We start from the raw sequence: 25,392 nt of genomic DNA, 5'->3' as shown, positions 1-25,392 counted from the left end.
GCATCACCTCGCTTCCCTATTCTGCCGTTTCTCCGGTGTACGGGCAGCCATTTTTGCCATGTCTGCCCAGTCTGCCCCTTCGATTTCCGGCAGGTTCTCGATGATCCGATAGCTTCCCTCGTAGGCTTTTCGGATATGTTCACACGCCCACCGTCCGGCAAAGTCATTGTCGGTACACACTTCGATCTCGGTGATCTCCGGGTGCTGGGACAGAAAATGTTCCAATGCCTGCGGCTTTTTCATGCTCCGCTGGCTCTGCCCTTCTTTTGGTGCGCTGATCCCGCCAAGCTCCAGACGGTACTTATCCCGGCTTCCCTGTTCCAGTGTCATGTGAGCCAGCACATCCACACAGGCTTCATAAACGGCAACCCGTCTGCATCCTGTTTGTGCCGGAACACAAAAAGCGTATGCCTTTTCGCTTCCAGCCTGTTCCATCTTAAAAGCCTTTCCGCTGGCATCGTAAATCCCACGCAGGAAAGCATATCTTGCCACCTGATTTTCGTCCCGGCCTACGAACACAGCATTGTGATAGGGCAGGCTCTCATAGAGGATTCCCAGATGAACACACTGCTGTAAGACCTCTCCACTGATTCCGCGCTCTTTCAGATATCGGAACACCCTGCGGCAGTCCGGGCTGGCTGGCGGCAGGACAAACAGCTTTTTGGGCTTTGTCTCCACAGGCGGAGGGATGTAGGTGGGATACTCATCTTTCAGCATTTGCACTGCCTCCAGAAAGGAACACCCATCTACATGGATCAGGAAATTTAAGGCACTGGTTCCCCCGATATCTCTGGATTTCCAGTGCCACTGGCTGGTGAGCTCGTTGATTTTAAAGCTATCGTGGTCTGTCAGCTCCCATTCATTTCTGGCTGAAGATTTTTTCAGGCGGTTCGGCTGGTATTTCTTCAGGTACTCAATGGCGGTGATTTCCCTTGCCCGTTTGATCTCTTCTTCCGGAATCCACGGCATTACATCACGGTATCCCGGAGCTGCTCTGCCTTATCCGTTTTCTCCCACGGGAATTCCTTTCTTCCAAAATGCCCGAACACCGCACTCTGTCGGTAGATTGGCCGCTTCAGGTGCAGGGTGTCACAGATCTGGCTTGGGGTAAGCCCGAACACCAGAGGGATCGCTGCGGCGAGGCAGTCATCCGCACAGATCTTTCCCGTTCCAAAGGTATCCACCTGCACCATGACTGGCTGGGCAACCCCGATGGCATAGGCAAGGGACACCTGGCATCGGCTGGCAAGTCCGGCAGCTACCATGTTTTTGGCGATGTAACGGGCCATGTACGCCCCGGAACGGTCAACTTTGGAACAATCCTTCCCGGAGAATGCACCGCCGCCATGCGGTACCAGGCTGCCGTAGGTATCCACCATTAGTTTCCTTCCGGTCAGTCCGGTGTCTGCATCCAGACCTCCGCACACAAATCTGCCCGATGGGTTAATCAGGATCTTGGTATCCTCATCCGGTGGCAGCATACGGAGTGCCGGGCGTAACACTTTCTCCCGGATCTCATGCTCCAGCTTCCGAAGAGATTTTTCCTTTTCATGCTGACAGGACACAACGACCGTATCCAGACGGACAGGTCTGTCATCTTCGTATTCCACGGTCACCTGTGCCTTTCCGTCTGACAGGATTCCCGTGATATATCCACTTCTGCGGCTTGCAGACAGTTCCCTCACAATGCGGTTCGCCAAAACCACTGGCATTGGCATGAGCTGCGGCGTCTCATCACAGGCGTAGCCAATCATGATGCCCTGATCCCCGGCACCGCTGGCAAGTCCGCTCTGAACAGAAACAGTCCCTGCTCTGCGTTCTCTGGATCTCTCCACTGCCCCGGCGATATCCGGACTCTGTTTGTGGATGAGGGCATCCATGTGGATTTCCTCTGCTTCATAGCCTGCACTCTCCAGCACCTTTTTGATGATTTCAAACACCTGTGGCTCAAATCGGCTGGTAATCTCTCCTGCCACAATGATGTTCCCTTTGGTCGCCAGCACCTCGCAGGCCACCCTGGAATTTTCGTCCTCTTTCAGACACGCATCCAGAATGCTGTCTGCGATCAGGTCGCAGAGCTTATCCGGATGTCCTTCTGTTACGGATTCTGCTGTATAAAATCGTTTCATAATCGTTACCATCCTTTCCAAGTAAATAATAACGGCAGGAAACGCTCCTTTCTGGAACACTTTCTGCCGGATCTGGGTTATAAGTTGTCTCACATTCTGCACTTTTCTGGTACTTTCAGACACTTTTTTCAACCTAAATACTACCAATGCACACCCTTACATAATCCCCCTGTTTTGAACACATCCCTGCCCGTGCGGTCATTATTTGTCTCATTTTCTGCACTTTTCGGGTACTTACGAACACTTCTGACTCCACACTGCCCCGGAAACCGGCACCGCCAGGACGATGTTCCTGGCACCTCTCCATTCATATGAACACGTGACGAGCGTCAAAACCTTATCGTATATACACTTCAGGTAATCATCTCCGGTTTCGAACACTTCCCTCTGCTTAGCTGCTTTTAAGTACTCCTGCACTGCCGCCACATCTGGAAGTTTCTGCTGGAACGGGAACAAATTCCTGTCTGCTTTCAGCACCGTGACAATTCGATATTCCTGAATGCTATCCTCTGTCTGAAGATAAGCAAAGGGATGCTCCTGATAATATGTTTCATCTGCATAGAAATCCAGATTTCCGAACATTGCCCCACTGTTCATGTTGTGACCGTAAATGATAAGGTTCCGACTTTCAGACACTTTGCAGTCTGCCTGTAAAAACAGGCTTCCGTTGATGTCATATTCCTTTTTGTAATTCCGTTTCAGGTAAAACTCCCCATTCTCCTGTTCGGACTGAAGCACCGGGTAATCGATTCCGGTATCTGGTATCGTCAGCCATCCCTGCACATCCAGGTATTGTTTCCGAAGAGTAACAAGGTCTACCGTAGCCACCGGGCATTTTCTTCCAGCTGGTTGGTCTTTCTTTTCAGAGCCTGAGGCTCCCGGAGCTTCCGGCTCCGGGAAATTCCCTTTCAGCTCTGCCACCAGCTTTTTGTTTTCCATTGGAAGATATACCATGTGGTAAATCAGAAATCCGGCACTTAAGAAAAGAGCAGCAAGACATACCGCTTGAAAAAGTTTTTTCACGATTTTCATCGTTCCTGTCCGGCTTTTCTCTTCTTTGGCTGACTCTTCTGTGTCTGTCCCGGCACAGGCGGTTTCCTTGCTGCTTTCAGGATTGGTTCTGTTGGGATCTGATTCTGCCTGCAGCCCTTTAAGATTCCGGTCAGGTACGACCGTCCGGGCGGATTAAAGTTCTGCATGTAATCTTTTGTCATGATATAGACAATGGCTTTGATCTCTCTTCCGCCTTTATTCTTGACGGTGATTTCCTGTTTGTCGTAAAAATCAGGATAGCCTTCATAAAGATCCAGGCTCTTTTCGCAGTCCCCGGTCAGTGACCAGAGGACGCCGTCCACATGGCTTCCCTCTTCCGGGAAGATGGTGGCAAGACCGCTTCCTGCGGCTGCAAAGGTCAGCCGATACCCCTCCAGGCGGACGGTTTCTACCACCTCCGCCTTTGGGCACCGATATGCCATCTGGTCCAGATCCATGTTGCTTCCATACGCAAAATATAATTGTTTCAGCCTATCTGCCCCCTTTTTTCTTCTTTCTTCTGGATGCCACACCCATGCCGATCAGACCGCCGGTGGAAAGGATCAGGCACAGGGCCGGAATCCAGAGGTTGGTGTCATCGCCTGTTTTCGGGTTACTTACAGACGGGGTGTCCTCCGGCAACTTCTCGTTCGTCACTTTCTGGATGACTTCAATCACTGGGGTTTTGTCATCTACATAAGTAAATGTCACTTCATGCTTGGTCTCATCCAGCTGATATCCTTCCGGTGCTTTGGTCTCAACCAGATAATAAGTGGCTGCCTTATCAAATTTGCCATCCTTATAAGTTCCGATTGCAAGCAGTCCGCTGGTTGCATGACCGTTTTCATCAGTGGTCAGGGTTTCTACCACTTTGCCATCGGCATCCCTCAATTCAAATTCCGCACCTTTCAGTGCAGCTCCGGTATCCTTGTCCGTTTTCTCAATGATCAGACGTCCCTTTGCGGTATCATCTTTCATGGCTACCTTCTGGATCTCTGCGGTGTCTGCCACCTCGAAGGTGATCTCTTCCGAAACGACATAACCGTTTGGAGCCTGCTCTTCTTTCAGGGTGTATTTACCGATTGGAAGTTTTTCGATATAATGCGGCTCTTTACCGGAAGTCCAGGTTTCTACGATATTGCCATTTTCATCTGTGATGGTCAGTTTGGCTCCTTCGATCTCATTATCTCCGGTAATATCCGTTTTGCTGATCTCCACTTTGGTCACATCATCTTCCATTACCTGTTTCTGGATCTCTACAGTATTCTCCACGGTGAATGTGATGCTTTCCGCAGTGGCATATCCATCGGCCGGCTTGGTTTCTGTCAGGGTGTACGATTTTCCTACAACCAATTCTTTGATGATGTGCGGCTCCTTGGTGGATGTCCATTCCTCAACAACAGCCCCGTTTTCATCCGTCAGCTGTAATCTGGCTCCCGGCAGTTCCTCGCCTGTGGTCAGATCGGTTTTGGAAAGTTCCACGGTTGTCGGCTCATCTTCAAATACGAACTCATAGGACACTTCTGCTTCTTTGTCTCCCTGGTACTCAAAAACAAATTCCTGTTCTTCTCCGGTAGTGACAAATCCATCCGGTGCATACAGCTCCTTCACATAATAGGTTCCGTCAATCGGCAGGTCTGCAATAAAGGAAATCTTTCCATCTACATCTGTTGTTTTTAACTCGATCAGGGTATCTGCTTCCATCAGCACCTTTCCAGATGCGGACAGGATGTCGTTCCTAGTGTACAATCCAAAGATGCCGCCTTTTAATACACGGTCGGTATCCTTTTCTTTCTTCAGGACGTTCACTTTCACCTTCTGGCGGTTGTTCTGCCAGTCCTCATCGTATACGACAACCGGGGTATCCTGATCGCGGTAGGAAAGATCTACATATCGTGGTTCTTCATCCAGGATATAACCATATGCTGTGCCTACCTCTTTGACATAATATTTTCCAACCGGAAGGTCAGATACTTCTGCAACACCGTTTGCATCGGTAGTTACAGTTGCTACCAGTTCGTCCTTGGAATAATAGTCCGGGCTTACGCCATCAGCTGCTTTGATATCTTCGGCAGCACGGATTTCGAAGGTAACGTCTGTCAGGCTTCCTGTAATGTACTCAAAGAAATGTTCCACAACACCTTTGACGTTATCCAGCAGGGTGATCTTATCAAGGAATTCGCCCTTCTTGTTTACGATCAGCAGTGCTTTCGGTACATGGTCCTGCATTTCCACTTTCTGTATTTCTGCGGTATCCTCGATGGTGAATTTCACATCCGTAGTCTTTAAATAACCATGCGGTGCAAGGGATTCACGGAGGATATAGGTTTTTCCAACAGTCAGATATTTGATCACATGAGGCTCATCCTTTACGGAAGTCCAGCTGTCGATCACGTTTCCATCCTCATCCAGAACAGAAAGGGATGCTCCGTTCAACTCCACGCCTGTGGTCAGATCGGATTTTGTCACCTCGATGGTCGTCGGCTGGTTCTTCTTAATCGATTTCAGTTTAATGGTCTGGATGTCTTGTCCCTGATAGGTGGCATCAAATTCCAGTACCTCATCAGAGGATACAAAACCGTCCGGTGCAGAAATTTCTTTTACATAATAAGTTCCAAGCGGCAGGTCCAGGGTGAAGTGTGCCTGTCCCTTTTCATCGCTTGTAATCTCCTGTAATAAGGTGTCCGCTTTCACGATTACATTGTCATCGGATTTGATCTCATTCTTATTATAAAGACCAAAGACGGCTCCAGCTACCACGCTTCCGGTTTCTGCATCCTGTTTTTCCACGGTGATGCTTACCTTCTGGCGTTCATTGGTAAATGTCACTTCTTCGTCTACAACCGGGGTATCCTGTCCGGCATAGGTAAAGGTTACCTCTTCTCCTTTGGCATTCCAGGTGTATCCTTCCGGTGCTTTTTTCTCTTCTACACGGTATTTTCCGAGCGGAAGATTCTCGATTACGGCACTTCCGGTTTCATCGGTCGTTACCGTTGCCACCAGTGTGTCCTTGGCATATTCCAGATAACGGTTGCCGTTCTCATCTGTCTGATGGTCTGCGGTATAGATATCCTCGGAGGCGTAAACTTCAAACACGGCTCCTGCAAGGCTGGCTTCCTCATAAGTAAAATCTTTATCAAAACCTTTGACTACTTCGCCTTCCTTGTGGATGGTCAGTCTGCCTTTTGCCGGGTGGTTCTCGAATTCCACCTCGATGATCAGGTCACCGCTGACCGGATCTTCCTGGTATGCGGTATCGCTGTCTACCTTGATTTCCACGGTATTGGCACTGTGGGTGTATCCATCCGGTGCAGTCACTTCTTCGATGCGGTAATTTCCACAAGCCAGATTCTGTGGCAGGATCAGGTATCCATTCTCATCCGTAAAATAAGATTTATGTACCGTAGTAGATGGGTAAGTGGTCACCTGTTCCACATATTTCTTGTTATCCAGATTGTATACTTTAAACTCGGTATTCGGAACCAGGACAGATTTCTTTGTCTCGTCATCTTTTTTGACGATCTTTAATTTTGCTTCAAACTCTTCGTCCAGAAGCACACGCCATACCTGCGGCTGATCCGGATTGTTTTCCGAGATCACAACCTTAAAGTCATCGACTAGTTTGAAGTTGTGCGGTGTGGTGGTCTCCCTTACAATGTAGGTTCCGTATGCAAGCGGAATGGAGCATGCATATCCACGCTCATCCGTGAACATTTCTGTCTGTCCGTCTGCGGTCAGCACGACCGGAGTAGCAGATGCAAAGTCATAGGAACCGTCCTTATTTTTCTTCAGGCTGCTCTCCAGATATGCACTGAATCCCACACCTTTTAACAGATCGGCATCGGTCTTACCATTGTTGGCTGCTTTAATGACCTGGAACGGCTGTTTGATCACATCTTCCAGAGAAGTTGCGGTACGTTCTACCGTCTGAACCAGATCTCCCTCGTCATTACACTCCAGATCATGTTCTTCCGTGTCTGCCAGATATCCGACAGGCGGAGTCAGTTCTTTAACGTAATACTTTCCGAGATAGAGGTCTGCGACTTCTGCATTTCCCTCTGTATCCGTAGTCAGGGTTGCAATCTGTGTTCCTGCCGGGTAAAGAACACCTGTCTGTCCATCTGGATGTACGATATCTTCACGGGCATACAATCCGTAAACAGCACCCTCAAGTGTTGCATCTCCCTGTGCGGTCTTTCCGGTTTCGGAATCCTCTTTTACCAGTTTGATCTTCGCATTGATCCGCTCATTCTGGAACGTATGGTTGAAAGAAACCGTTGCCTCTTTGTCTGTTGTGTACTGGAAGGTAAAGGAGTACACATCCTCGCCGTTTCTCACATATCCAGCTGGTGCACCCAGCTCTTTCATGTAGTAGCTGTTGGCGATTGGCAGGTCTGCCTGATATACGGCTTTTCCGTCTGTTCCGGTCACTGCTTTCTCAATGAGAGTATCTTTCTTGACCACAATGGTTCCGTCCGCTGCTTTGATGTCATTTCCGGCATACAGACCATAAGTGCCGCCCGGAAGATATTTCCTGGTTTCTTTATCCTGTTTGTATACACTCACGCTTGCTTTCTGGCGGTCATTTTTGAATGTCACGCTTCCCATGACCTTTTCCACATTACTTCCGGCATAGGAAAGGGTGATCTCCTGGCTTTCACCAGTGCATACCAGATTTTGTGGTGCCTGCATTTCTTTTACCACATATTTCCCCAGATATAGCTTATCCAGTGTGGCACTTCCGTCATCCCCGGTGGTGAGTCCGGCTTTCACCAGTGCATCTTTTTTGTAGATGATTGTTCCGTCTGCGGATACAATGTCCTCTGCAGCATAAACGTTGTAAACCGCGCCTTTTTGTTTCTGCTCTGTATAAACAAAGGAAACACCATCATCGGTCACCTTTGCTCCGGTCAGGACTTCGCCTAATTTGTAAACGGTCAGGCTTGCCATCTGCTCTGCATCGGTAACGGTCTGTTTTACGGTATCCCCGATGACCAGTTTCACATCGTAGGCTTTGGTATCCAGCAGATATCCGTTTGGTACGGAGATTTCTTTCAGGTATACGGTATCCTGTGTTTTGGTGATCGTAACGCTGGAAGCTCCGTTGGCATCTGTGGCCGGCATCTTTGTGATCAGGTTCTTTCCATCCTTGTCACTGTAAACGCCATAAACTGCACCTGCGATGGCTTTGTTGCTCTTACGGTCTTTCTTTACGATCTCCAGAGTTGCCTGTTTTACCCATGATACTTTAAAATCTACATATTTCTCATCGGTCACACCCTCGCCAAATACCAGGGCAAGGTCCTGTGTCTCGCTTCCGGTTGTGATCTTATAAGCGGAATAATCTTTGATGATGCTTCCCTTCATGGTGACAGACCATTCCCCTTTGACATCCACTGCCTGTGTCAGCGGTGCAGATAAGTAGAATTTGGTACCGCCGCAGATCTCCACGGATGCACCTGCACTGCTTGTTTTTCCCGTTGTCACATTATGCAGTTTGACACCGGACGGCAGCTTCATGGTGATGGTCTGCAGTTCGGATGCCTTGAAGGTGATCTCTTCTGTTCTCTGGCTGTTGCCGCTGATATATGCGGTAACATTTGCATTGGAGAAACTCATGTCCACTTCCGGTATCTCCGGCTGGCTCATGCAATAATTGTAGAGTTCCATTGCCAGAGCCTGTCCGTTTGCATTCGTACCGGAAAAAGCGTCACTACTGTTATTGGCATAAGACGCAGCCAGATGGACAATGATAAACTGTTTTCCAGCGGAAAAATCAGGATGTTTCTCTGAGAAAAATCCATTTTCGCCGGATGCTTTTGTGCCGTAGTAGCATACTTTTGCCAGTGCTTTGCTGTCACCCAGTTTGGTGATCTTATAGACACCATCCCCAGGTCCTGCCTTGGACGGCTGCACACAGTAGGCAGTTGCAGACACGTTTCCAAATTTTACGGTATATTTATAAGTTACGTAGGAACCCAGACCGTAGTCTGCATAATAGTATGCAGCCCCTCTTGTCACATCTACGTCCTGTGTTGCTCTTGTACTGGTATTGACTGCAGTGAATGAAACGGTTTCCCCATCTTCCATTGCCATCAGGTCAATATCCTGTTCCCCTGCCTGCTCCAGAACATCGCTGAGTGTCAGCCCGGATTCTTCATCGGTTGTATTTTCCGTTTCGGATTCCTCTAATGGAGCATCAAACTCGGATTCGGAAAGTCCGTCCTGAAATTCGGGTTCTGTTTCTTCCGGTTCTTCTGTTTCAGATTCAGCTGTCTCCGGCTCAACAATTTCTGTCTCTACAGGCTCTGTCTCAGTTTCTTCCTGCGAGGCAGCTTCCTCATCATCAGAACCTGTATCCTCTTCTGTAACTGCCTGTTCTGTCTGTGGTTCACTCTGAGACGCTGCCACAGGCTCTTTTACGATCAGGTTTCTCCCAATCTGATAAACCGGGTGGTTCTGGTTGACTGGCTCCACATAATAAACGGCATGGTAAGTGTCTGCATGGCTGGTGCTGAAACTCTCCCCGGCGTCACTCTCTGCTTTCTGGAATGTCACTTTGACTTTGCTTTCGTCCTTGATTTCCAGATTCGTGCGGTCACTGGAAACATCAAACTCCTGTCCGACTTCCAGCTCCAGATTGTTGGCTTTTACCACTTCCTCTTCATCCAGCAGATCTTTTACGGATTCATAAGCTGGCGGTTCTGCCGTTTTCGGCTCTTCCGAAGCATAAACGGTCAACGGTGAAATGACCGTGGATAAGATGGTGACTGCCGCCATCACCCCTGAAAGGATCCGCCTGAATCGATATTTGCTCTTCATGTTTTCTACCTCTTTCTTATTTTTCTTCATTTCTCATAAGAACAGCCGGATGTTCCCACCCGGCCTGTCTGTTCTCGTTATTCTGTTATCTTGCGTCCGCTGTCCGTCCTGGCTTCTGCAGACAGGCATAGGTGCTTTTGTCATACCGCCATGCTTTATCGCCGTCCAGGTTAGCAAGCAGATGCTTCCGCACATTTTTGTATTCGTCCCCGATTAGTCCGAGGCGGAGCAAAAAGGTACGGAATGTAAATGCCGGGTTATCCCCGATCTCCGTCTTTTTGGCATGGGTACAGGACTGGTTGACCGCCTGTGCGGATATGGCAAGTGCCAGCGTAATGTTTGACCGGACTTTTCCTGCATGGAGGGTGCTTTCAAAACAACGCCATTCCAGTGTTCCCTTGGAAAAAACAGCATGTAGATTTAAGGCATAATACCTTGTCCAGTTGTAATGCTCGGAGCTTCCGTCATTTCCCTCATACCATGCCCTTTTGAATTTTTCCATCGTGATGGTGCTGTTTGGCATCCGGCGGATCTTCTCCACTACCATAGGACGGACTTTCTGACAATACTCATCTTCCCTTCTCGTCTGTACATTTAAGGCTTTGAACAGAATATCCTCTTTGCAGTACATGATCGTCAGTGCATTTTTCAGACTCCTTGGTGTATGATTGGATGCGTCCACATGGACATGCATGCCACAGGATGAATTGACAAAAGCACCTGCGTTTTTGACACACCGCACCACTTCCTGGAGTTTCCCCATTTCCGAATATTCCAATTTCGGGGATACCATTTCTGTCGAATAATCTCCATCGGCATCTATTACAGTACCATTTGCCAGCCTTTCACAGTCGATACTGCTGTCCCTTGAAAATTTCCACGTTTTTCCATCTGAATCTTTTACACACCAGGAATCGTAAGAACGGATATGATATGGCTCTGTTCCGAACATTCTTCCAATCGCAACAGCCGCATCATAGCGGCTGATACCTGTCATCTCAATCTCTGTACCAAAATACTGGTCTTTTAGGTCGATCTGCTTCACCCACCCTTCGCTTCTGGAACAGGTGAGCCGCTTTGGATCTCTTCATCTACTGCTTTCAAATTTCTGCCTATTGCTTCAATGACATTGACAGTGACACCATTACCGGCCTGCTTGTAAAGCTGGTTATCCGATGTTTCTTTTTCCATCTTGGAAATCTGACCATCCCGGTATCCCTGCAGCCGCAGACACTCCCTTGGCGTCAGCCTGCGGATTCTGCCGTGGTAAATCACTCCATGACGGTCAGTTGCCGTAATGGTGAACATTGGCTCTTCCGGTTCTTTCATCCTTCTTCCATTCTGGCGGACTTTTTCCCTGGCCGGTGTCAGCACTGCCCTTGGCGGTTCTTCCACCAGCACCCCGGAACTTTCGCCCCTGTGGTTATGGATGCTGGAATCCTGTCTGGTATTCAGACATCTTGCAACGTCTGTCACCAGCGGCGGAGGGGAGATATCTACAAAATGCAGTGTTCCCTGCTGGTTTCCGGTCGTCAGGGTATGGGCGATCTCATGCCCGACTCTTCCCCTGCGGCTGTTGATTCCCGGATATCCGAGATCGATGCTGTCCCCCTCGTAGGCCATCTTGTATCCTTTTCGGGTGTTTTCCTTGATTGGGATACCGACTTCGTATAATCCGGTCTTGCCGCCCATACCACCAGCCCCGCTGGTCAGCGTGCAGCTCAGTCCTTCTTCTGCGTAGACTCTTTCTCCCTGTTTGCCAGCATGGACTTGTATAAGAGCTGTTCCATTTGCTTTTGGGAAAGGTAATATTTTTCCGGCACATCTTCCATCAAGATATCCGACAATATACACCCGCTTCCTTGACTGGGGGACTCCGAAATCCTTGCTGTTAAGCACTTTCCATTCGACATGATACCCCAGTTCAGATAGCGTACTGAGGATGGTGTGAAACGTCCGCCCTTTGTCATGCGAAAGCAGACCGGGTACGTTTTCAAGGAGAAAATACGCAGGTCGTTTGTCTGCAACCAGTCTGGCAACTTCAAAGAAAAGGGTTCCTCTTGCATCGGCAAATCCTTCCCTTCGTCCAGCAATTGAGAATGCCTGGCAAGGAAATCCCGCACATAAAAGATCAAAGTCCGGCATTCGTTCTGTTTCAATATTTCTTGCGTCATTGCAGAACCACTCTCCTTCCGTATCAAACAGCACCCGGTAGTTGTGATCTGCATATGCATCTGCTTCACAGTGTCCGACACAGGTGAAGCCCCCTGCCCTGTGCAGCCCTTCTCGGAATCCTCCGATTCCACTGAACAGGTCAAAAAATCGAATTGTTCCGGCTATCAGCCTCCCTTCGCTGCGAAAAAAACAGTGCAGATTTCTCTGCACCGTTTCCGTCTCTTGGTTTCTGTTTTGTGATGTCTATTCTTCTGATTCCGCTTCCTCTGGCTCAGATTCTTCTGCTTCTTCGGTTTCCAGTTCTGTTGGCTCTGCTTCCGCTGGCTCTTCGTTTTCTGGCTCTGTCGGCTCTTCATCTGCTTCAGCTTCGTCCGGTTCTGTCATTTCTCCGTCTGTTTCAGCTTCCAGTGCTTCTGTCTCAGGCTCTTCTGCTTCAGATTCTGCTGACTCTTCATCCGGTTCTGATTTCGCAGTCTCAGGATCTTCCATTTCTGTTTCTTCGGCTTCCTCTGACTCTGCTTTCCATTTGGCTTCTTCTTTTTCGATTGCATCTTCGATAAGCCAGATTAAGAAGTCTTTCTGTTTCATGCCATTCCTGGCGAGGACTGCTTTCAGTCTGGAAAATAAATCCTCGGTTACCTGTACTGCTACTGTTCTTAAATCTGCCATGTTCGTCTTTTCTCCTTTTCTTGTCATGTGTTCTTCGATTACCATTTCAAGGTATTTTGGTATGCTGATTCCTAACTCTTCGACTTCCAGTTTTAGCTTTTCATGCAGCTCTACCGGGATTTTTCCGCATATGTTTTTCATCTCCATTGTGTTCGTTCTCCTTTCTTTTTTCTACATACAACATACCCTAAAACGTGACAGAAAGCTATTCACAATACCCAACGAATATGAAACCTTCAAAAGCACCCAAAGGATGCAGATCTAATAACATTCAATAGGCATCACCCCTTTCAAAAATCCGTGATTTATACTAATTTGACTGCTTGAAATTTGGCTATTTTATCACCAGGAAAGACTTGACTTTTTCAGAATGCATCCTCAAGCCCGGAGAGAAAATCCAGCATCTGGGACGGGATTTCTTCCTTCTTTGAAACACTTTCCCCGGAGCCTGAAATGGAAACACCTGCCAGTTCTTCCCGGATTGCCTGCCGGATACTTTTCTCCAGCTGGTTGTTTTCCTGATCTTTTAAGATCACTTGAACCAGATAGCTGCTCTTCTGCCCATCCGGAACACTTTGCAGGATCTCCCATGCCTTTTTGTGGTCCGGGTTATCAAGGTTCAGGCGGAACGAGAAAACGGGTCTCTTTACTTCGCGCACATCTGCCCCACAATCCGCTCATAGCCGGAAGCGTTGGCGTGTACGTCTGTCAGGTAAACCTGCCGACACAGCCCGTCCTGCGGTGTCACGTGCCGTTTCAGAATGCTGGCTCCGCCGCCCATGATCACGGACGGAATTGCCTTCAGATCGAACCCGGCTTCCATAATTGCAGACAGTATTTTCTCCGTGTAGAGCCTTCCCTGCCGGACAATGATTTCTTTTGCGGCCGGGTCCATGCTGCAGCTCTGGCCGTTCATAACACGTTCGATCTGAATATCCGTTACAGACAGTCCGATATTTCTGCGTACCTGCTCGGTGATCTCATCCACACACCGGATCACACCAAGTTCGAGGCTGCGGCAGGTAGCGGCATTTGGAACACTGTTGTCCAGCCGCATCAGGTCTACGGTCCAGCCACCGATATCTGCGAGAAGAACAGAAGGCTCGTCCCGAACACATTCCGGGTGAAGAGCTAGGGCAGAGTACCCCTGTGGGAACAGTTTTACATCCTGAATCCGGATCTCATAGCTCTCATCCTCGTACCGGAAACGCAGAGGCTGCTCTTTCCGAAACAGATATTCCCAGAAGCCTTTTTTCTCCCTGCCAAAACTTGCCAGTGGAAGACCGGCTGCCAGAACTACATCTGTTTTCCGCTCTCCCCGGCGATAGCGGATTTCCTGGGCAATGGCTGCCATTGTCAAAAGATAATAATTGTCATTGGAAGTCTTATTTCTCACCAGCGTCTGCCGCCCGGTTCCACACACATAAAATTTCCCATTGTACTGCAGGACATTCCGCATGGTATACGGCTCGTAATCGTATCCTGTCAGTCCGGTCGGGAAACATACATGGGGAGTTTTTATGGCATAATATCCATGGTCAATTCCTATAATGATAAGTCACCACATCCTTTCTGGTTTTTCTTGTTCTTTTCCAGCAGGTGGTCTTTTGGTCTGGAAAAAGAGAAAAAGGGCAGAACCCCGAAGAGCCCTGCCCGTAATAAAAAATACTGCTATGTATATTTGCAAATAAACACGCATAGCTGTATTCCATCATTTTTTATTTGTCAATCAGTGCTGTAAAATAATATAACTTTGCACTAATTCCATTGCTGTTTATTTTTATAATTTGTCCTTTTAATCCTTCCGTTCAAACTTAACTGTATACCTATTGACAATATCATCTTTTCTAAGTTTATATATACGCAGCAATTCATTAATTTTATTTACATCACTAAGATTTCCGTTCTGGCAAAGAGTACTATAGAAATCTCGAAGATTTTTTCTAAAACATGTTAGTTCTTTCTCGGTCATCACTCTCATATTTTCATCAGGAGATGCAACCTCATCAACAACTTTAGATGGATGAATCATTATTGGTACACATTCATTTGGGTATACATAATTCTCCTTAAACCAATTAACTGATCCCGATAATTGATTACAATAATCTTTCTTTATTGTTTGAGTAGTGGCCTCTGTTTTACATTCAATAACCAAATATTTGCCAGTGTCAATTGCCCACAAATTATCAGGTCCGTATCCTCCTGTTTCTTTATCAGGTCTTGAACATACAAAGCCAAGAATTGTTCCTATTTGACTTAATGCCTCCTCAAACTTTTCGTATTCGCTTCCCATACATAAATTTGCCAAAATTCCATCTACATATACTAACAGTTCATTTAACCCAAGTTTTTCAGCATCTAGATTTGTACTGATGGCTTGTGCCTGCGGAATTGTATTAATTGTTCTTTGATATTGTATTCCCGCAATAGGCGACAGAATAGCTGCATTTAATTTTTTGCCCGCTTTTAGCACTTCTTGAGAAAGTGCCGGATCTATTTTATTGGTATATTCAGCCTGAATCTGGTATAAATATCCCTTAGTTTTTTTGTCTTTCTCTTTATCTTTAACACTCTTAATAGTATTTGCAGCATCAGACCACTGCATATTTATAGCATTTTCAAAAGCTTTTCTCTGAGCAACTATTTTTTCATCTACCTTTGCCTCATTTGAGTATTTGACAGCAGCCAAATTTTCCTTACAGGTTGCAACCCATTCTGCATTTTTCTCTAATGAATAATTTGCAAGTTCAAATATTTGATCAATTGTTGGCTTTGAACCAGTTTCACTAACCAATAAATCCCATAATTGTTTTGAAAGATCATATTGGCATCTTGTCGCTACACTAAAATAATCTATTCCTCTATTTCGTGATAACACATCTGTAAGCTCATCACCCATAAGAACAATACAACACTCATCGTCATTAGAACGAATTCCACGCCCCATGCCTTGCTCAATTCTTTGGACTTGTTCCCTTAATAAAACAGTGCTCTGAGGAGCTACACTTTGAATATATCTATCCTTAATGCTATTTAAAGGAGGAAGCCCGTCAATAACCAACATTCTACAAGCATCACCCGGCAAATCAATTCCGTCATATCTATTAACAAAAATTATTTTTCCTACATGTTTACCGCTTTTTAATGCTGCAACTATTTTATCTATGTTATCTTTTGTCGCTGTTCGTATTCCACGTTCATCCCAAAATTTTGCTCTGGAAAAAGAAGGGACAAGTATTACAACATTATACTTTTCAGCTATTTCCTCAATTTTTTCCTTTATCTCAATTTCTGATATATCACTATTTACGTACTTTGGAAAAATAATGAGTCTATCGCCAATATCATTAGCATTCTCTGGCGTAATAATGTTCTTCATATCTTCTGTATTTAATCCTAACGCAGAAACAAACACACTGTCATCAGCTAATGTTGCACTCATATATATGCGTCTACTTGCTTCTTCAAGACTCGATATCTTATCTAAATCAATTCCTTTAGGTGATATTTCAATTGCAGAAGCAGTAATTATACAATCACTTGTTTTCAAGCTTCGCTCTATCAACGGCAACCCAAAATATATTGCAGAATTCTTACTATTATCATATTTCGTTAATATTCTATAAATGTTATCTTGCTGTCTCTGCCATTCCCAATAAGGCACAAGCATTTTTTTTCGACAATCTTTCATTTCAACAATGTCAATATAGTTTTTTGGATTGTAGTCTTTTAACGAAGAACTAAATATAGCAATTAATTCCTTATAGGCATCTGATTCAGCATCAATTTTTATCATAAACTGACTAATGATTTTATCCATACACGCATGTACATCATCAATAATAATACTTCCTATAGGGTAATTGCCACCTTCTCTCATCCCGAAATAACTATAACCATTTACAATAGTCTGAATAGAAGTAACAAGAATTGCTTTTGAATTTGAATAGCTATAATCATCTTTATCTTCCGTTGCAGAAATCCCCAATCTCTTAGCCTCATCAATAACCTGCTTAACCAAATAATTATCAGGCACAACATATATAGCTGGTCCTTTTTCTTCATTTAAGCAGCTCTGAAGCATAATCAACCCAACTACTGTTTTACCGCTACCAGTATTCATTTTTAAAATTACATTTTTCTCATTTCTTATATCAAACCACTTTTTCCATACTTCGCTTTGAACATCTCTAGGATATCCATAACCTGGTGCTTTTGAAGGTAATGTCATAAAAATTTCTCTAGGCTCTATTGTTTTGGCTTTTGTACTAGAACTAAGTTTCGATAAAAGATTCATTATTCCACTCCTGATTTTTTAAATACTGCGTCCTCTGAACTTATATATAATTTTTCTAAGGAACGCAGGCACAATATCTACTAGAACCGTTGCTAAATTAACTATTAAATCTACTGGGAGTAATCCTTTTCAATTTCACTTGTTAATCTACTTTACAAACTCATTTCTATTGACAATAATACCATAAAAATGCTCTACTGTATATTTTTTATTTATAATCTAGATCTTGAATCCATCTTCGGACTTCTGTTGACACATTTTTGCAAAAATCTTGAATCCATATTTCATGAAGTCTGATTTCTGATTTTGTACTGCCTATATTTCCAACACTCCCACCTGTTTCCCGGAGTGCATTCAAACATTCCCATTCTTTTTTGAAATCTCCTGTAAATTCCATCCAGACTTTTATATGATATTCCTTAAAACCAAGATGATAAATCAGATAGGTCAGCCTGTCAAAATCAGCTAACTGCATTTTTTCTTTCTTGAGTAATAACCTTTTATCATGCTCGCTACATAAATATAAAAATGCAAGCTGCTCTATCTTTGCCTGCTCCATACATTTCTCCCTTCTCTTCTGTCTTTGTCTCATTTTTACAACCGATTCTACCTTGTCCAATCGTTAAAATCAATACAGATGGTGCAAAAAGTGAGACAAACCATCTTTTTACCAGAGAGGAAGAGATTTAAGATGCCAAAGCCAAGGACACAGTCTGGTGAGAAGAATCTGATTAGCCAGCGATTGATTGAACTTCGCAAGACCCACAATATGTCTCAGCGTGATCTTGCCTATAAACTCCAGTTAGCTGGTTACGATATGGATAAAAATGTAATCACCAGAATCGAAACAAACAAGCGTTATGTCACTGATCTTGAATTAAAAGCCATTGCTGAAATCTTTCAGGTTTCATACATATTTCTCATTGATGGCAAAGATGAATAGAAGTGACAAATGGGGAAGTGTCTTTCGTGCTTCCCCATTTTATCCGTCTCTTTTACAGATTCAGTAATTCCAGGATTTTCTGCATACCAGCCTGATACAAGGATTCCGCATATAGAATCCATCTCTCATTTACTTTCGTAACGTATGCATCTATCATTTTTCGTTTTTCTTTTTCAAGTCCCATTGCCTGAACCTGATCTTCATATTTTGATATTTTTTCGAGCATTTTCTGGTACACTGCATTTTCTTTCAGTTCATTTTCTACCTCATCAATCCAGGTATCCATCAGCAACTCCACCAATTTCTTTGTGTTACCCTCATCATTTCCCAATATTGCTTTTTTAATTTTTCCAAGCATTGCTCCATAAGAGATCATTTGAGCCTGTCCCATATAAAAATGGTACTCTTCTTCTATCATTTCCTTTTCGCTCTTCAATTGGAAATATCGATGTACTGCCTTATGCTCTTCTTCTGTTAGGCTGATTGACTGATTCGACTCCATAAATGTTTCTATCACTGGATACTTCTCTGTAAGTTCCAGTATTTTCTTTTGCAGTCTCTGGTATTCCGCATCATGCTTTTTCAGATAGGTGCATACCTGTTCTCCTATCCGTATCCCCAGGCACTGCTCATTCCAGATAATATCTGGCTGTGTTGTCATATCGGTGTCTCCCTTCTGTGTAGTTTTCCTGTTCCAAGCACAAGACTATACCACACTTCTGGAAGAAAGCTATTCATCAAACCTACTGAAATCTCCTGGCAGATCCTGTGCAACCTATCCCTTTTCCCACAAAAAAACTGGTATGAAAGACTCCTTGTTCTCTCATACCAGCTATCTATTTCTTATTTAACTGAATACACATTCTTTTCTATTCTCTGTGTATCCTGTACTTATTTATGGCAAAAATCAGACTACAGACACGCTATACACTCTTATGCTACATAATCCAGTTTACGGCAGCCCGGCTCAAAGGTAACATTTGGTGTGCTGTTCAGATTGTATCTTTCAATAATAATTCCTTTATTTTTCAGATTATTTAATACTGTTGTAATTCTTAAAAGCTCAGGATCAACATTAACCCCACAAAGACCAGTCTCACAGCAAAGTGCAGGTTCGTAAATGCTCATTTTCTTCATAATTGTTATCTCCGTTTGATTGAATTATTGAAATATTTCTATATATTGTGTTTAATCATAGCTGATGGCATATCGTTAATAGAAAAATATCAATATGTTCTTTGCTATACTGTTTTGAGATTGTCGACAAAATTTTATTGCCCTCATGACAAATTCCCCGCGAGTCCAGTAAATACGGGATTTTCTTGACATTACATATTGGATTGGGTATAATATTGAAATTGCGGAATAAGAATAATGAAGTAAAAAATAAGCCTCTTTTCAGAGGGTATCTTACAATAGAGTTCAGACAGAAAAGAATAAAAGAGGTCAGAAAGAAAGGAAGCGTATTACTATGGCAGAAGCAAAGAAACGATTACTTACTTATGCGGGTCTTAAAGCACTGGAGGATGAGCTGGAAAGCCTGAAAGTTGTAAAGAGAAAAGAGGTTGCTGCGAAGATCAAAGAAGCAAGAGAACAGGGGGACCTTTCCGAGAACGCAGAGTATGATGCAGCAAAAGATGAGCAGAGAGACATCGAGGCAAGAATCGAAGAACTGGAAGCAATTCTGAAAAATGCCGAAGTTGTGGTAGAAGATGAAGTAGATTTTGATAAGATCAATGTAGGATGTACCGTAAAAGTCTATGACATTACATTTGACGAAGAAGTAGAATTCAAACTGGTAGGTTCCACAGAGGCAAACAGCCTGGAAGGAAAGATTTCCAATGAGTCACCGGTTGGCCAGGCTCTGATCGGAAAGAAAATCGGAGACCAGGTAGACGTAGAGACACAGGCAGGCGTGATCCAGTATAAAGTATTGGATATCAGCCGCTCTCTGTAAAGAAGAAAGGAGAAAAGGCAGTGGCAGAACAGCAGAAAAAAGGACAGGAACAAGATATAAATCAGCTGCGTAAAGTCCGCCGTGAGAAGCTGGCAGACTTGCAGGCAAACGGAAAAGACCCGTTTGTGATCACAAAATATAATCAGACTCATCACAGTCAGGAAATCAAAGATCACTTTGAAGAATTAGAGGGAAAAGAGGTCTCCATCGCAGGACGTATGATGTCCAAACGTGTGATGGGAAAGGCATCTTTCTGTAACGTACAGGATCTGGATGGAAACATTCAGTCTTATGTGGCAAGAGACAGTATAGGTGAGGATGCATACAAAGACTTCAAGAAACTGGATGTGGGGGATCTGATCGGAATTACCGGAGAAGTCTTCAAGACAAAGACCGGAGAAATTTCTATCCACGCAGCAACCGTAACTCTGCTGTCAAAGAGCCTTCAGATCCTTCCGGAGAAATTTCACGGACTGACCAATACCGATCTTCGTTACCGTCAGAGATATGTGGATCTGATCATGAATCCGGAAGTAAAGGATACATTTGTAAAACGTTCCAGAATCATCAGCACGATTCGCCGTTATCTGGACAACCAGGGATTTATGGAAGTAGAGACACCGATGCTGGTGCAGAATGCAGGTGGAGCAGCAGCCAGACCGTTTGAGACATACTTCAACGCACTGAGCGAAGAAAGAAAGCTGCGTATCTCTCTGGAACTTTATCTGAAGAGACTGATCGTCGGAGGAATGGAAAAAGTATATGAGATTGGACGTGTATTCCGTAATGAAGGTCTGGATACTAGACACAATCCGGAATTCACCCTGATGGAGCTGTATCAGGCGTATACGGATTATCACGGCATGATGGATCTGACAGAGAACCTGTATCGTCATGTGGCTCAGGAAGTTCTCGGAACCACCAAGATCGTATACAAGGGTGTTGAGATGGATCTCGGCAAGCCGTTCGAGCGTATTACCATGGTAGATGCGGTAAAGAAATATGCCGGAATCGACTGGAATGAAGTGGAAGATCTGGAGCAGGCAAGAGCCCTGGCAAGAGAACATCACGTAGAGTTTGAAGAAAGACATAAAAAGGGAGATATCTTAAGCCTCTTCTTTGAAGAGTTCGCAGAAGAACATTTGATTCAACCGACCTTTGTTATGGATCACCCGATCGAGATCTCTCCGCTGACCAAGAAGAAACCGGAAGATCCGAATTATGTAGAACGTTTTGAGTTCTTCATGAATGGTTGGGAAATGGCAAATGCATACTCTGAGCTGAATGATCCGATTGACCAGAGAGAGCGTTTCAAAGCGCAGGAAGAACTGTTGGCACAGGGAGATGACGAAGCGAACACTACAGATGAAGACTTCATGAACGCACTGGAAATCGGTATGCCGCCGACAGGTGGTATCGGATTCGGTATCGACCGCATGTGTATGTTGCTGACCGGAGCAGAGGCCATCCGTGACGTACTGCTGTTCCCGACAATGAAGTCCTTAGATGGTGTAAATAAGAAAAATGATGTAAATATTACAGCTCCTGAAGCACCTGAAAAAAATGTAAAAACTGAGTCTGAAAAGATTGATTTTTCTAAGGTAAAGGTAGAGCCTTTATTTGAGGAATTTGTTGATTTTGATACATTCAGCAAGTCAGATTTCCGTGCAGTAAAGGTTAAAGAGTGTGTTGCAGTACCGAAGTCAAAGAAACTGTTACAGTTTACGCTTGATGACGGAACAGGCACAGACAGAACCATTTTAAGCGGTATTCATAGCTTTTATGAGCCGGAAGAACTGGTTGGAAAGACTCTTATTGCTATCACAAATCTTCCACCGAGAGCTATGATGGGCATTGACTCTTGCGGTATGCTCCTCAGTGCTATTCATGAAGAAGAAGGCGAAGAAAAGCTTCATCTTCTGATGGTTGATGACCACATTCCGGCAGGTGCAAAGCTCTATTAAGATGAGAAAACTGAGCCTTGCGGCGGTGTGCGCTTGCGAACACCGACATAAGGCGAAAAACACACGGAGACGGTAGTCGACGTGATGTAAAGATGTACCGTTTTACCGAATAGACGGGACGTACTTCATTTGATAAAAAACTAAAAAAACAGCGATTTACATCATTTGATGCAAAATTAAGTGCAAGCAAGAAAAAAACGCATAATTAGTGCAATGAGTGGGCAATTCCAATCGGAGTTGCCCATTTTTAAAACAAACAGAAATACAAATCAGAGTTTGTGATGGTAGATAATATGGAATGGTTTAATGTTTTTGGGCTGATTTTTATTGCAGTCATTATGATACCCAATGTTGTATTTGCGATTAAGTGCAAAGATGGATTTGATAATAAGTGGAACAATAAATATGTTGAGGTCACAGAACAAGTAGGGAGATTGGGTTGTTTCGGATTCATGATAATCAATATTCCGGGAACTTGGTTCGGGTGGTGGTCTGACGAAGCATTTGTACTATATTTGATTGTAGATATCATATTGGTAATGCTTTATTGTGCTATTTGGATTATATGTTTTAAGAAAAACAGCGTTTTCAGAGCATTAGCACTTTCTATTATTCCTTCAATGTTGTTCTTATTTAGTGGGATTATGGGTAGGTCAGTGCTATTGATTATTGCATCAGTATTATTTGCACCAAGTCATATTGTGATTTCATATAAAAATGTAAAATGATATTTACAAATTCAGGTTTGGAGAATTGAGAAAATCGAAAGTTATAAAGGAGAAATAAAATGAGTACAAAAAAAGCAATTAGCACATCATTTGTTGCCATATTTATTTTAATAATCACACAGATTATTGCACAATCCATTGCAAGTATGTTTGTTATAATAAAAATTCCAACTGGCATTTGTAATATTATCGCTGGAATTATATATGCTGGATTGACATATCTTATTCTGAAAATGTTTATTAGCAAAATTATTAAATTGCCGACTTCGGATTTCGGAATGCCTAAATTTGCTATTAAAATAAGATGGATTTTAATAGCTGTATTATTACCATTTGTTATAAAAGGAAGTTATCTTTTAATATTCAACGGTAAGTATGTATCCTCAAATATGAATGGAAATCAGATGTTCAATACTTTAAGTGCAGGGGTTGCATTTACCGGAATAGCGGCTGGATTTGTTGAAGAAATGGTGTTTAGAGGAGTTATACTTAATGCATTAAAGAAAAGATGGAATATTAAGGTGGCTGTAATTGTTCCATCAATGTTATTTGGTATTGTACATGTTCTTGGACAGGATTTTTCAATAGGCAGTTGTTTATTAGTAATTATCGCCGGAACGATGGTAGGCGTTATGTTTTCGATGATTGCAATAGAAAGTGGTTCAGTTTGGAATAGTGGAATAGTTCATGCTATCTGGAACGTTGTGATTATTGGTGGAGGATTAGCTATTGGGGAAAAAATGGATAAATATTCTATAATGACATATGTACTTAATTCAAAAGATTTCGCCATCACAGGTGGAGAATTTGGAATTGAATCATCTGTTATTTCATTGTTCGGATACATAATAGTTGCTGGTATAGCATTTTTTATGATTAAATCAAGAAAAAATTGATATAATAGGTTTGAAAATATGAAGCTATAAGGTACTTGTCAAATTCCAGTTTGCCAATTTGCCCTTTGAGAGAGGAGAAATCCTTTTCTCAAAGGGCTTTTTCTATTTATACAGATATTCGCAAACTACAAGATAAAGCCAAAACTTCATATACTCTAAGCACAAGGAGGTTGAGATTTGTGAGCAGGAATATTTGTCATTATTCCCTGCTTTGGCGGTCAGCTATTATTCTAATAGGAACCCATTTACAGTCCTCTGGTACTGGTCAACTGACATCCTTATCCCTCCAATAATTTAAGCTTCTCTTTAAGTTTCTTTTCTGCTTGCACTAATTCAAAATCTTGAATTCACCGTAGAAAGATCTACAAAAACACTTGTAGGATCTGCAGTTAGCGGAGAGGGCCTAGTAAATGTTTATCGTGGAACAGGACGAGTACTGATGTGTCCGGTCGCGCCGACAACTTCCTTGTTTGAATCCACCAACATCATGGCAGCTAAATCCAGCAATACATTTGGAAAGTAAGCGTAAAACACATTCTCTCGTAACCAACAAACGCCGGTATAGGATTATAAAAATCCTGTATCGGCGTTATTCCATCTTTAACTGCTCAAAATGATAACGCGGTTTTCCTATGCTCTTTTTGCCATACTCTATTGCTTCTGTGGGGCAATAACAAATACATGCCATACAGTGAGTACATTGATTCCCCCATATCGGCTTTCCGTTTTCAAGTGCAATATTATTTTTTGGGCAGTTTTTAACACATTGACCGCATCCGATACAAGTATTATCTGTCTGAAATGCAGTAGCTTTCACGAAGAACTGATAAAAAATCGGATTTACCGGACCACTCATAAAACGGTCGTAGAGATTGTTTCGTGGTACAGGGAAAGGTTGTTCTGTCTTAATACAGGCAATGGTATCCACAATAGTAGGCTCAGCATTTTTTACAATTTTTCTTGCTTCCTCTGCTTGGGGTGCATCGAACATGGCAATATAGTTTTCCGGCATAAGAATTTGAGATGTACCCATATAACATAAGTGCTTTTGCTCAGCAAGACTACGATTATATTTTGACGCATTGCCAATTTCACTGCCGCAGTTCATAACAAACCAAATACGTTTTGCAGAAAGCAATTTCGTTTTGAAAAGCCAATCCGACACAATTCGGGGAATACGCCACGCATAAGTCGGAGTTACAACGACTACATTCTCACCTGTTTTTATTGGCGAATAATCTACTGCCTTGATTTTTGCATTCACGTCTACAATCTCGTCCTGCAATTCAACTGCAATTTTTTTCGCTATATAACGGCTGTTGCCGGTTCCTGAAAAGCACAAAATCATGATAAAATCACCTCCACGACTTCCGATTGAGATTTCACCTGTTTTAAGAGATTTAATAACTGTTATATTTTATTTTTAATATCTTACCATTTTCTTCTGTTATCCATGCGATAAAATCTCGTATCCAGACCACAAGCAATGTTGACCACCGTACAATCCGGATTTTTCTCTATAAAATTCTTTACTAACTCATCCAAAACTACCGTTCTGGCATAGAAGCTCTGAAGCATTGTCTCGGCACTGCCAATAATAGTGGATTTTATTCTTTCACTCATACATTTACCTCTTTTGCAACGCGGTTAGATTCAGCTAACTTAATTGCAACATATTTTATGCAGATAAACCATTTCAAACCTGATTCTGCTTCCTCCTTTTTTATTTACATTTTATCATGTCTCTTTTGTTTTTGGAAGCCAGGTTCCTTCTTCC

Annotated in this window: 22 protein-coding genes; 6 read left to right on the top strand and 16 right to left on the bottom strand. The window is 43.6% G+C overall.

Annotation, left to right across the window (positions count from 1 at the left end):
• Positions 1-3: 3 nt before the first annotated feature.
• The 12 genes from KGMB01110_RS09975 to KGMB01110_RS09920 form a co-directional block, all read right to left on the bottom strand.
• The gene (locus tag KGMB01110_RS09975) at positions 4-969 is read right to left on the bottom strand and encodes a DUF3991 domain-containing protein (protein ID WP_119298166.1); all 966 of its coding nucleotides are present in this window, start codon (positions 967-969) and stop codon (positions 4-6) included.
• Complete coding sequence (gene metK, locus KGMB01110_RS09970; protein WP_119299173.1) at positions 969-2,129, bottom strand: methionine adenosyltransferase; 1,161 nt, start codon at positions 2,127-2,129, stop codon at positions 969-971. The genes KGMB01110_RS09975 and metK overlap by 1 nt, the downstream gene beginning before the upstream one ends.
• Positions 2,130-2,363: 234 nt before the next feature.
• Positions 2,364-3,161, bottom strand: a complete 798-nt coding sequence (locus tag KGMB01110_RS09965) for a class B sortase (RefSeq protein ID WP_119298165.1) — start codon at positions 3,159-3,161, stop codon at positions 2,364-2,366.
• A complete protein-coding gene (locus KGMB01110_RS09960; protein WP_006428280.1) occupies positions 3,158-3,619 on the bottom strand; it encodes a gamma-glutamylcyclotransferase family protein in 462 nt (153 codons plus the stop codon). The genes KGMB01110_RS09965 and KGMB01110_RS09960 overlap by 4 nt, the downstream gene beginning before the upstream one ends.
• 34 nt (positions 3,620-3,653) lie before the next feature.
• Positions 3,654-9,983, bottom strand: coding sequence for a SpaA isopeptide-forming pilin-related protein (locus KGMB01110_RS09955; RefSeq protein WP_119299171.1), 6,330 nt, complete (start codon positions 9,981-9,983; stop codon positions 3,654-3,656).
• An 85-nt stretch (positions 9,984-10,068) separates the two neighbouring features.
• The gene (locus KGMB01110_RS09950) at positions 10,069-11,019 is read right to left on the bottom strand and encodes an amidoligase family protein (RefSeq protein WP_119299169.1); all 951 of its coding nucleotides are present in this window, start codon (positions 11,017-11,019) and stop codon (positions 10,069-10,071) included.
• A gap of 5 nt (positions 11,020-11,024) precedes the next feature.
• Positions 11,025-12,326: a DNA (cytosine-5-)-methyltransferase gene (dcm, locus tag KGMB01110_RS09945; RefSeq protein ID WP_179963262.1), complete on the bottom strand. Its 1,302-nt coding sequence runs from the start codon at positions 12,324-12,326 to the stop codon at positions 11,025-11,027.
• A 75-nt stretch (positions 12,327-12,401) separates the two neighbouring features.
• Complete coding sequence (locus KGMB01110_RS09940) at positions 12,402-12,974, bottom strand: hypothetical protein (protein WP_119298163.1); 573 nt, start codon at positions 12,972-12,974, stop codon at positions 12,402-12,404.
• A 218-nt stretch (positions 12,975-13,192) separates the two neighbouring features.
• Positions 13,193-13,486, bottom strand: a complete 294-nt coding sequence (locus KGMB01110_RS09935) for a hypothetical protein (protein WP_006428275.1) — start codon at positions 13,484-13,486, stop codon at positions 13,193-13,195.
• Positions 13,474-14,382: a ParM/StbA family protein gene (locus KGMB01110_RS09930; RefSeq protein ID WP_170141745.1), complete on the bottom strand. Its 909-nt coding sequence runs from the start codon at positions 14,380-14,382 to the stop codon at positions 13,474-13,476. The genes KGMB01110_RS09935 and KGMB01110_RS09930 overlap by 13 nt, the downstream gene beginning before the upstream one ends.
• Positions 14,383-14,622: 240 nt before the next feature.
• Positions 14,623-17,127 carry a DEAD/DEAH box helicase family protein gene (locus KGMB01110_RS09925; protein ID WP_119298161.1) on the bottom strand — a complete coding sequence of 835 codons (2,505 nt, stop codon included), beginning with the start codon at positions 17,125-17,127 and terminating at the stop codon, positions 14,623-14,625.
• 208 nt (positions 17,128-17,335) lie between these two features.
• On the bottom strand, positions 17,336-17,686 hold the full coding sequence (locus tag KGMB01110_RS09920) for a hypothetical protein (protein ID WP_117808214.1): 351 nt from the start codon (positions 17,684-17,686) through the stop codon (positions 17,336-17,338).
• A gap of 132 nt (positions 17,687-17,818) precedes the next feature.
• Here KGMB01110_RS09920 and KGMB01110_RS09915 point away from each other — a divergent pair, with 132 nt between their 5' ends.
• Complete coding sequence (locus KGMB01110_RS09915; protein ID WP_015513363.1) at positions 17,819-18,070, top strand: helix-turn-helix domain-containing protein; 252 nt, start codon at positions 17,819-17,821, stop codon at positions 18,068-18,070.
• Between the two features lie 52 nt (positions 18,071-18,122).
• On the opposite strand, the gene KGMB01110_RS09910 is transcribed toward KGMB01110_RS09915, so the two are convergent.
• Positions 18,123-18,731 carry a DUF6664 family protein gene (locus tag KGMB01110_RS09910; protein WP_119298160.1) on the bottom strand — a complete coding sequence of 203 codons (609 nt, stop codon included), beginning with the start codon at positions 18,729-18,731 and terminating at the stop codon, positions 18,123-18,125.
• A gap of 272 nt (positions 18,732-19,003) precedes the next feature.
• On the bottom strand, positions 19,004-19,207 hold the full coding sequence (locus KGMB01110_RS09905; protein WP_119298159.1) for an arsenic metallochaperone ArsD family protein: 204 nt from the start codon (positions 19,205-19,207) through the stop codon (positions 19,004-19,006).
• 334 nt (positions 19,208-19,541) lie between these two features.
• On the opposite strand from KGMB01110_RS09905, the gene greA reads away from it, so the two are divergent.
• The 5 genes from greA to KGMB01110_RS15865 all read left to right on the top strand — a co-directional run bounded on the left by greA (position 19,542) and on the right by KGMB01110_RS15865 (position 24,138).
• Entirely contained in the window at positions 19,542-20,027 is a 486-nt protein-coding gene (greA, locus tag KGMB01110_RS09900; protein ID WP_117603520.1) for a transcription elongation factor GreA, read from the top strand.
• Between the two features lie 20 nt (positions 20,028-20,047).
• Positions 20,048-21,991: a lysine--tRNA ligase gene (gene lysS, locus KGMB01110_RS09895; protein ID WP_119298158.1), complete on the top strand. Its 1,944-nt coding sequence runs from the start codon at positions 20,048-20,050 to the stop codon at positions 21,989-21,991.
• Positions 21,992-22,272: 281 nt separating this feature from the next.
• Entirely contained in the window at positions 22,273-22,719 is a 447-nt protein-coding gene (locus KGMB01110_RS09890) for a hypothetical protein (protein ID WP_119298157.1), read from the top strand.
• Between the two features lie 59 nt (positions 22,720-22,778).
• Entirely contained in the window at positions 22,779-23,615 is an 837-nt protein-coding gene (locus tag KGMB01110_RS09885) for a CPBP family intramembrane glutamic endopeptidase (protein WP_119298156.1), read from the top strand.
• A gap of 319 nt (positions 23,616-23,934) precedes the next feature.
• Positions 23,935-24,138: an AIM24 family protein gene (locus tag KGMB01110_RS15865; protein WP_334294941.1), complete on the top strand. Its 204-nt coding sequence runs from the start codon at positions 23,935-23,937 to the stop codon at positions 24,136-24,138.
• A gap of 66 nt (positions 24,139-24,204) precedes the next feature.
• On the opposite strand, the gene KGMB01110_RS09870 is transcribed toward KGMB01110_RS15865, so the two are convergent.
• Together KGMB01110_RS09870 and KGMB01110_RS09865 are read right to left on the bottom strand one after the other, a co-directional pair.
• Complete coding sequence (locus tag KGMB01110_RS09870; protein ID WP_119298154.1) at positions 24,205-24,963, bottom strand: EFR1 family ferrodoxin; 759 nt, start codon at positions 24,961-24,963, stop codon at positions 24,205-24,207.
• 83 nt (positions 24,964-25,046) lie between these two features.
• The gene (locus tag KGMB01110_RS09865; protein ID WP_330508121.1) at positions 25,047-25,238 is read right to left on the bottom strand and encodes a class I SAM-dependent methyltransferase; all 192 of its coding nucleotides are present in this window, start codon (positions 25,236-25,238) and stop codon (positions 25,047-25,049) included.
• Between the last annotated feature and the right edge of the window lie 154 nt (positions 25,239-25,392).

The organism is Mediterraneibacter butyricigenes (genome assembly GCF_003574295.1).
In the GTDB taxonomy this organism is placed as follows: Bacteria; Bacillota; Clostridia; order Lachnospirales; family Lachnospiraceae; genus Mediterraneibacter_A; species Mediterraneibacter_A butyricigenes.
This window is presented reverse-complemented; position numbering and strand designations above follow the sequence as displayed.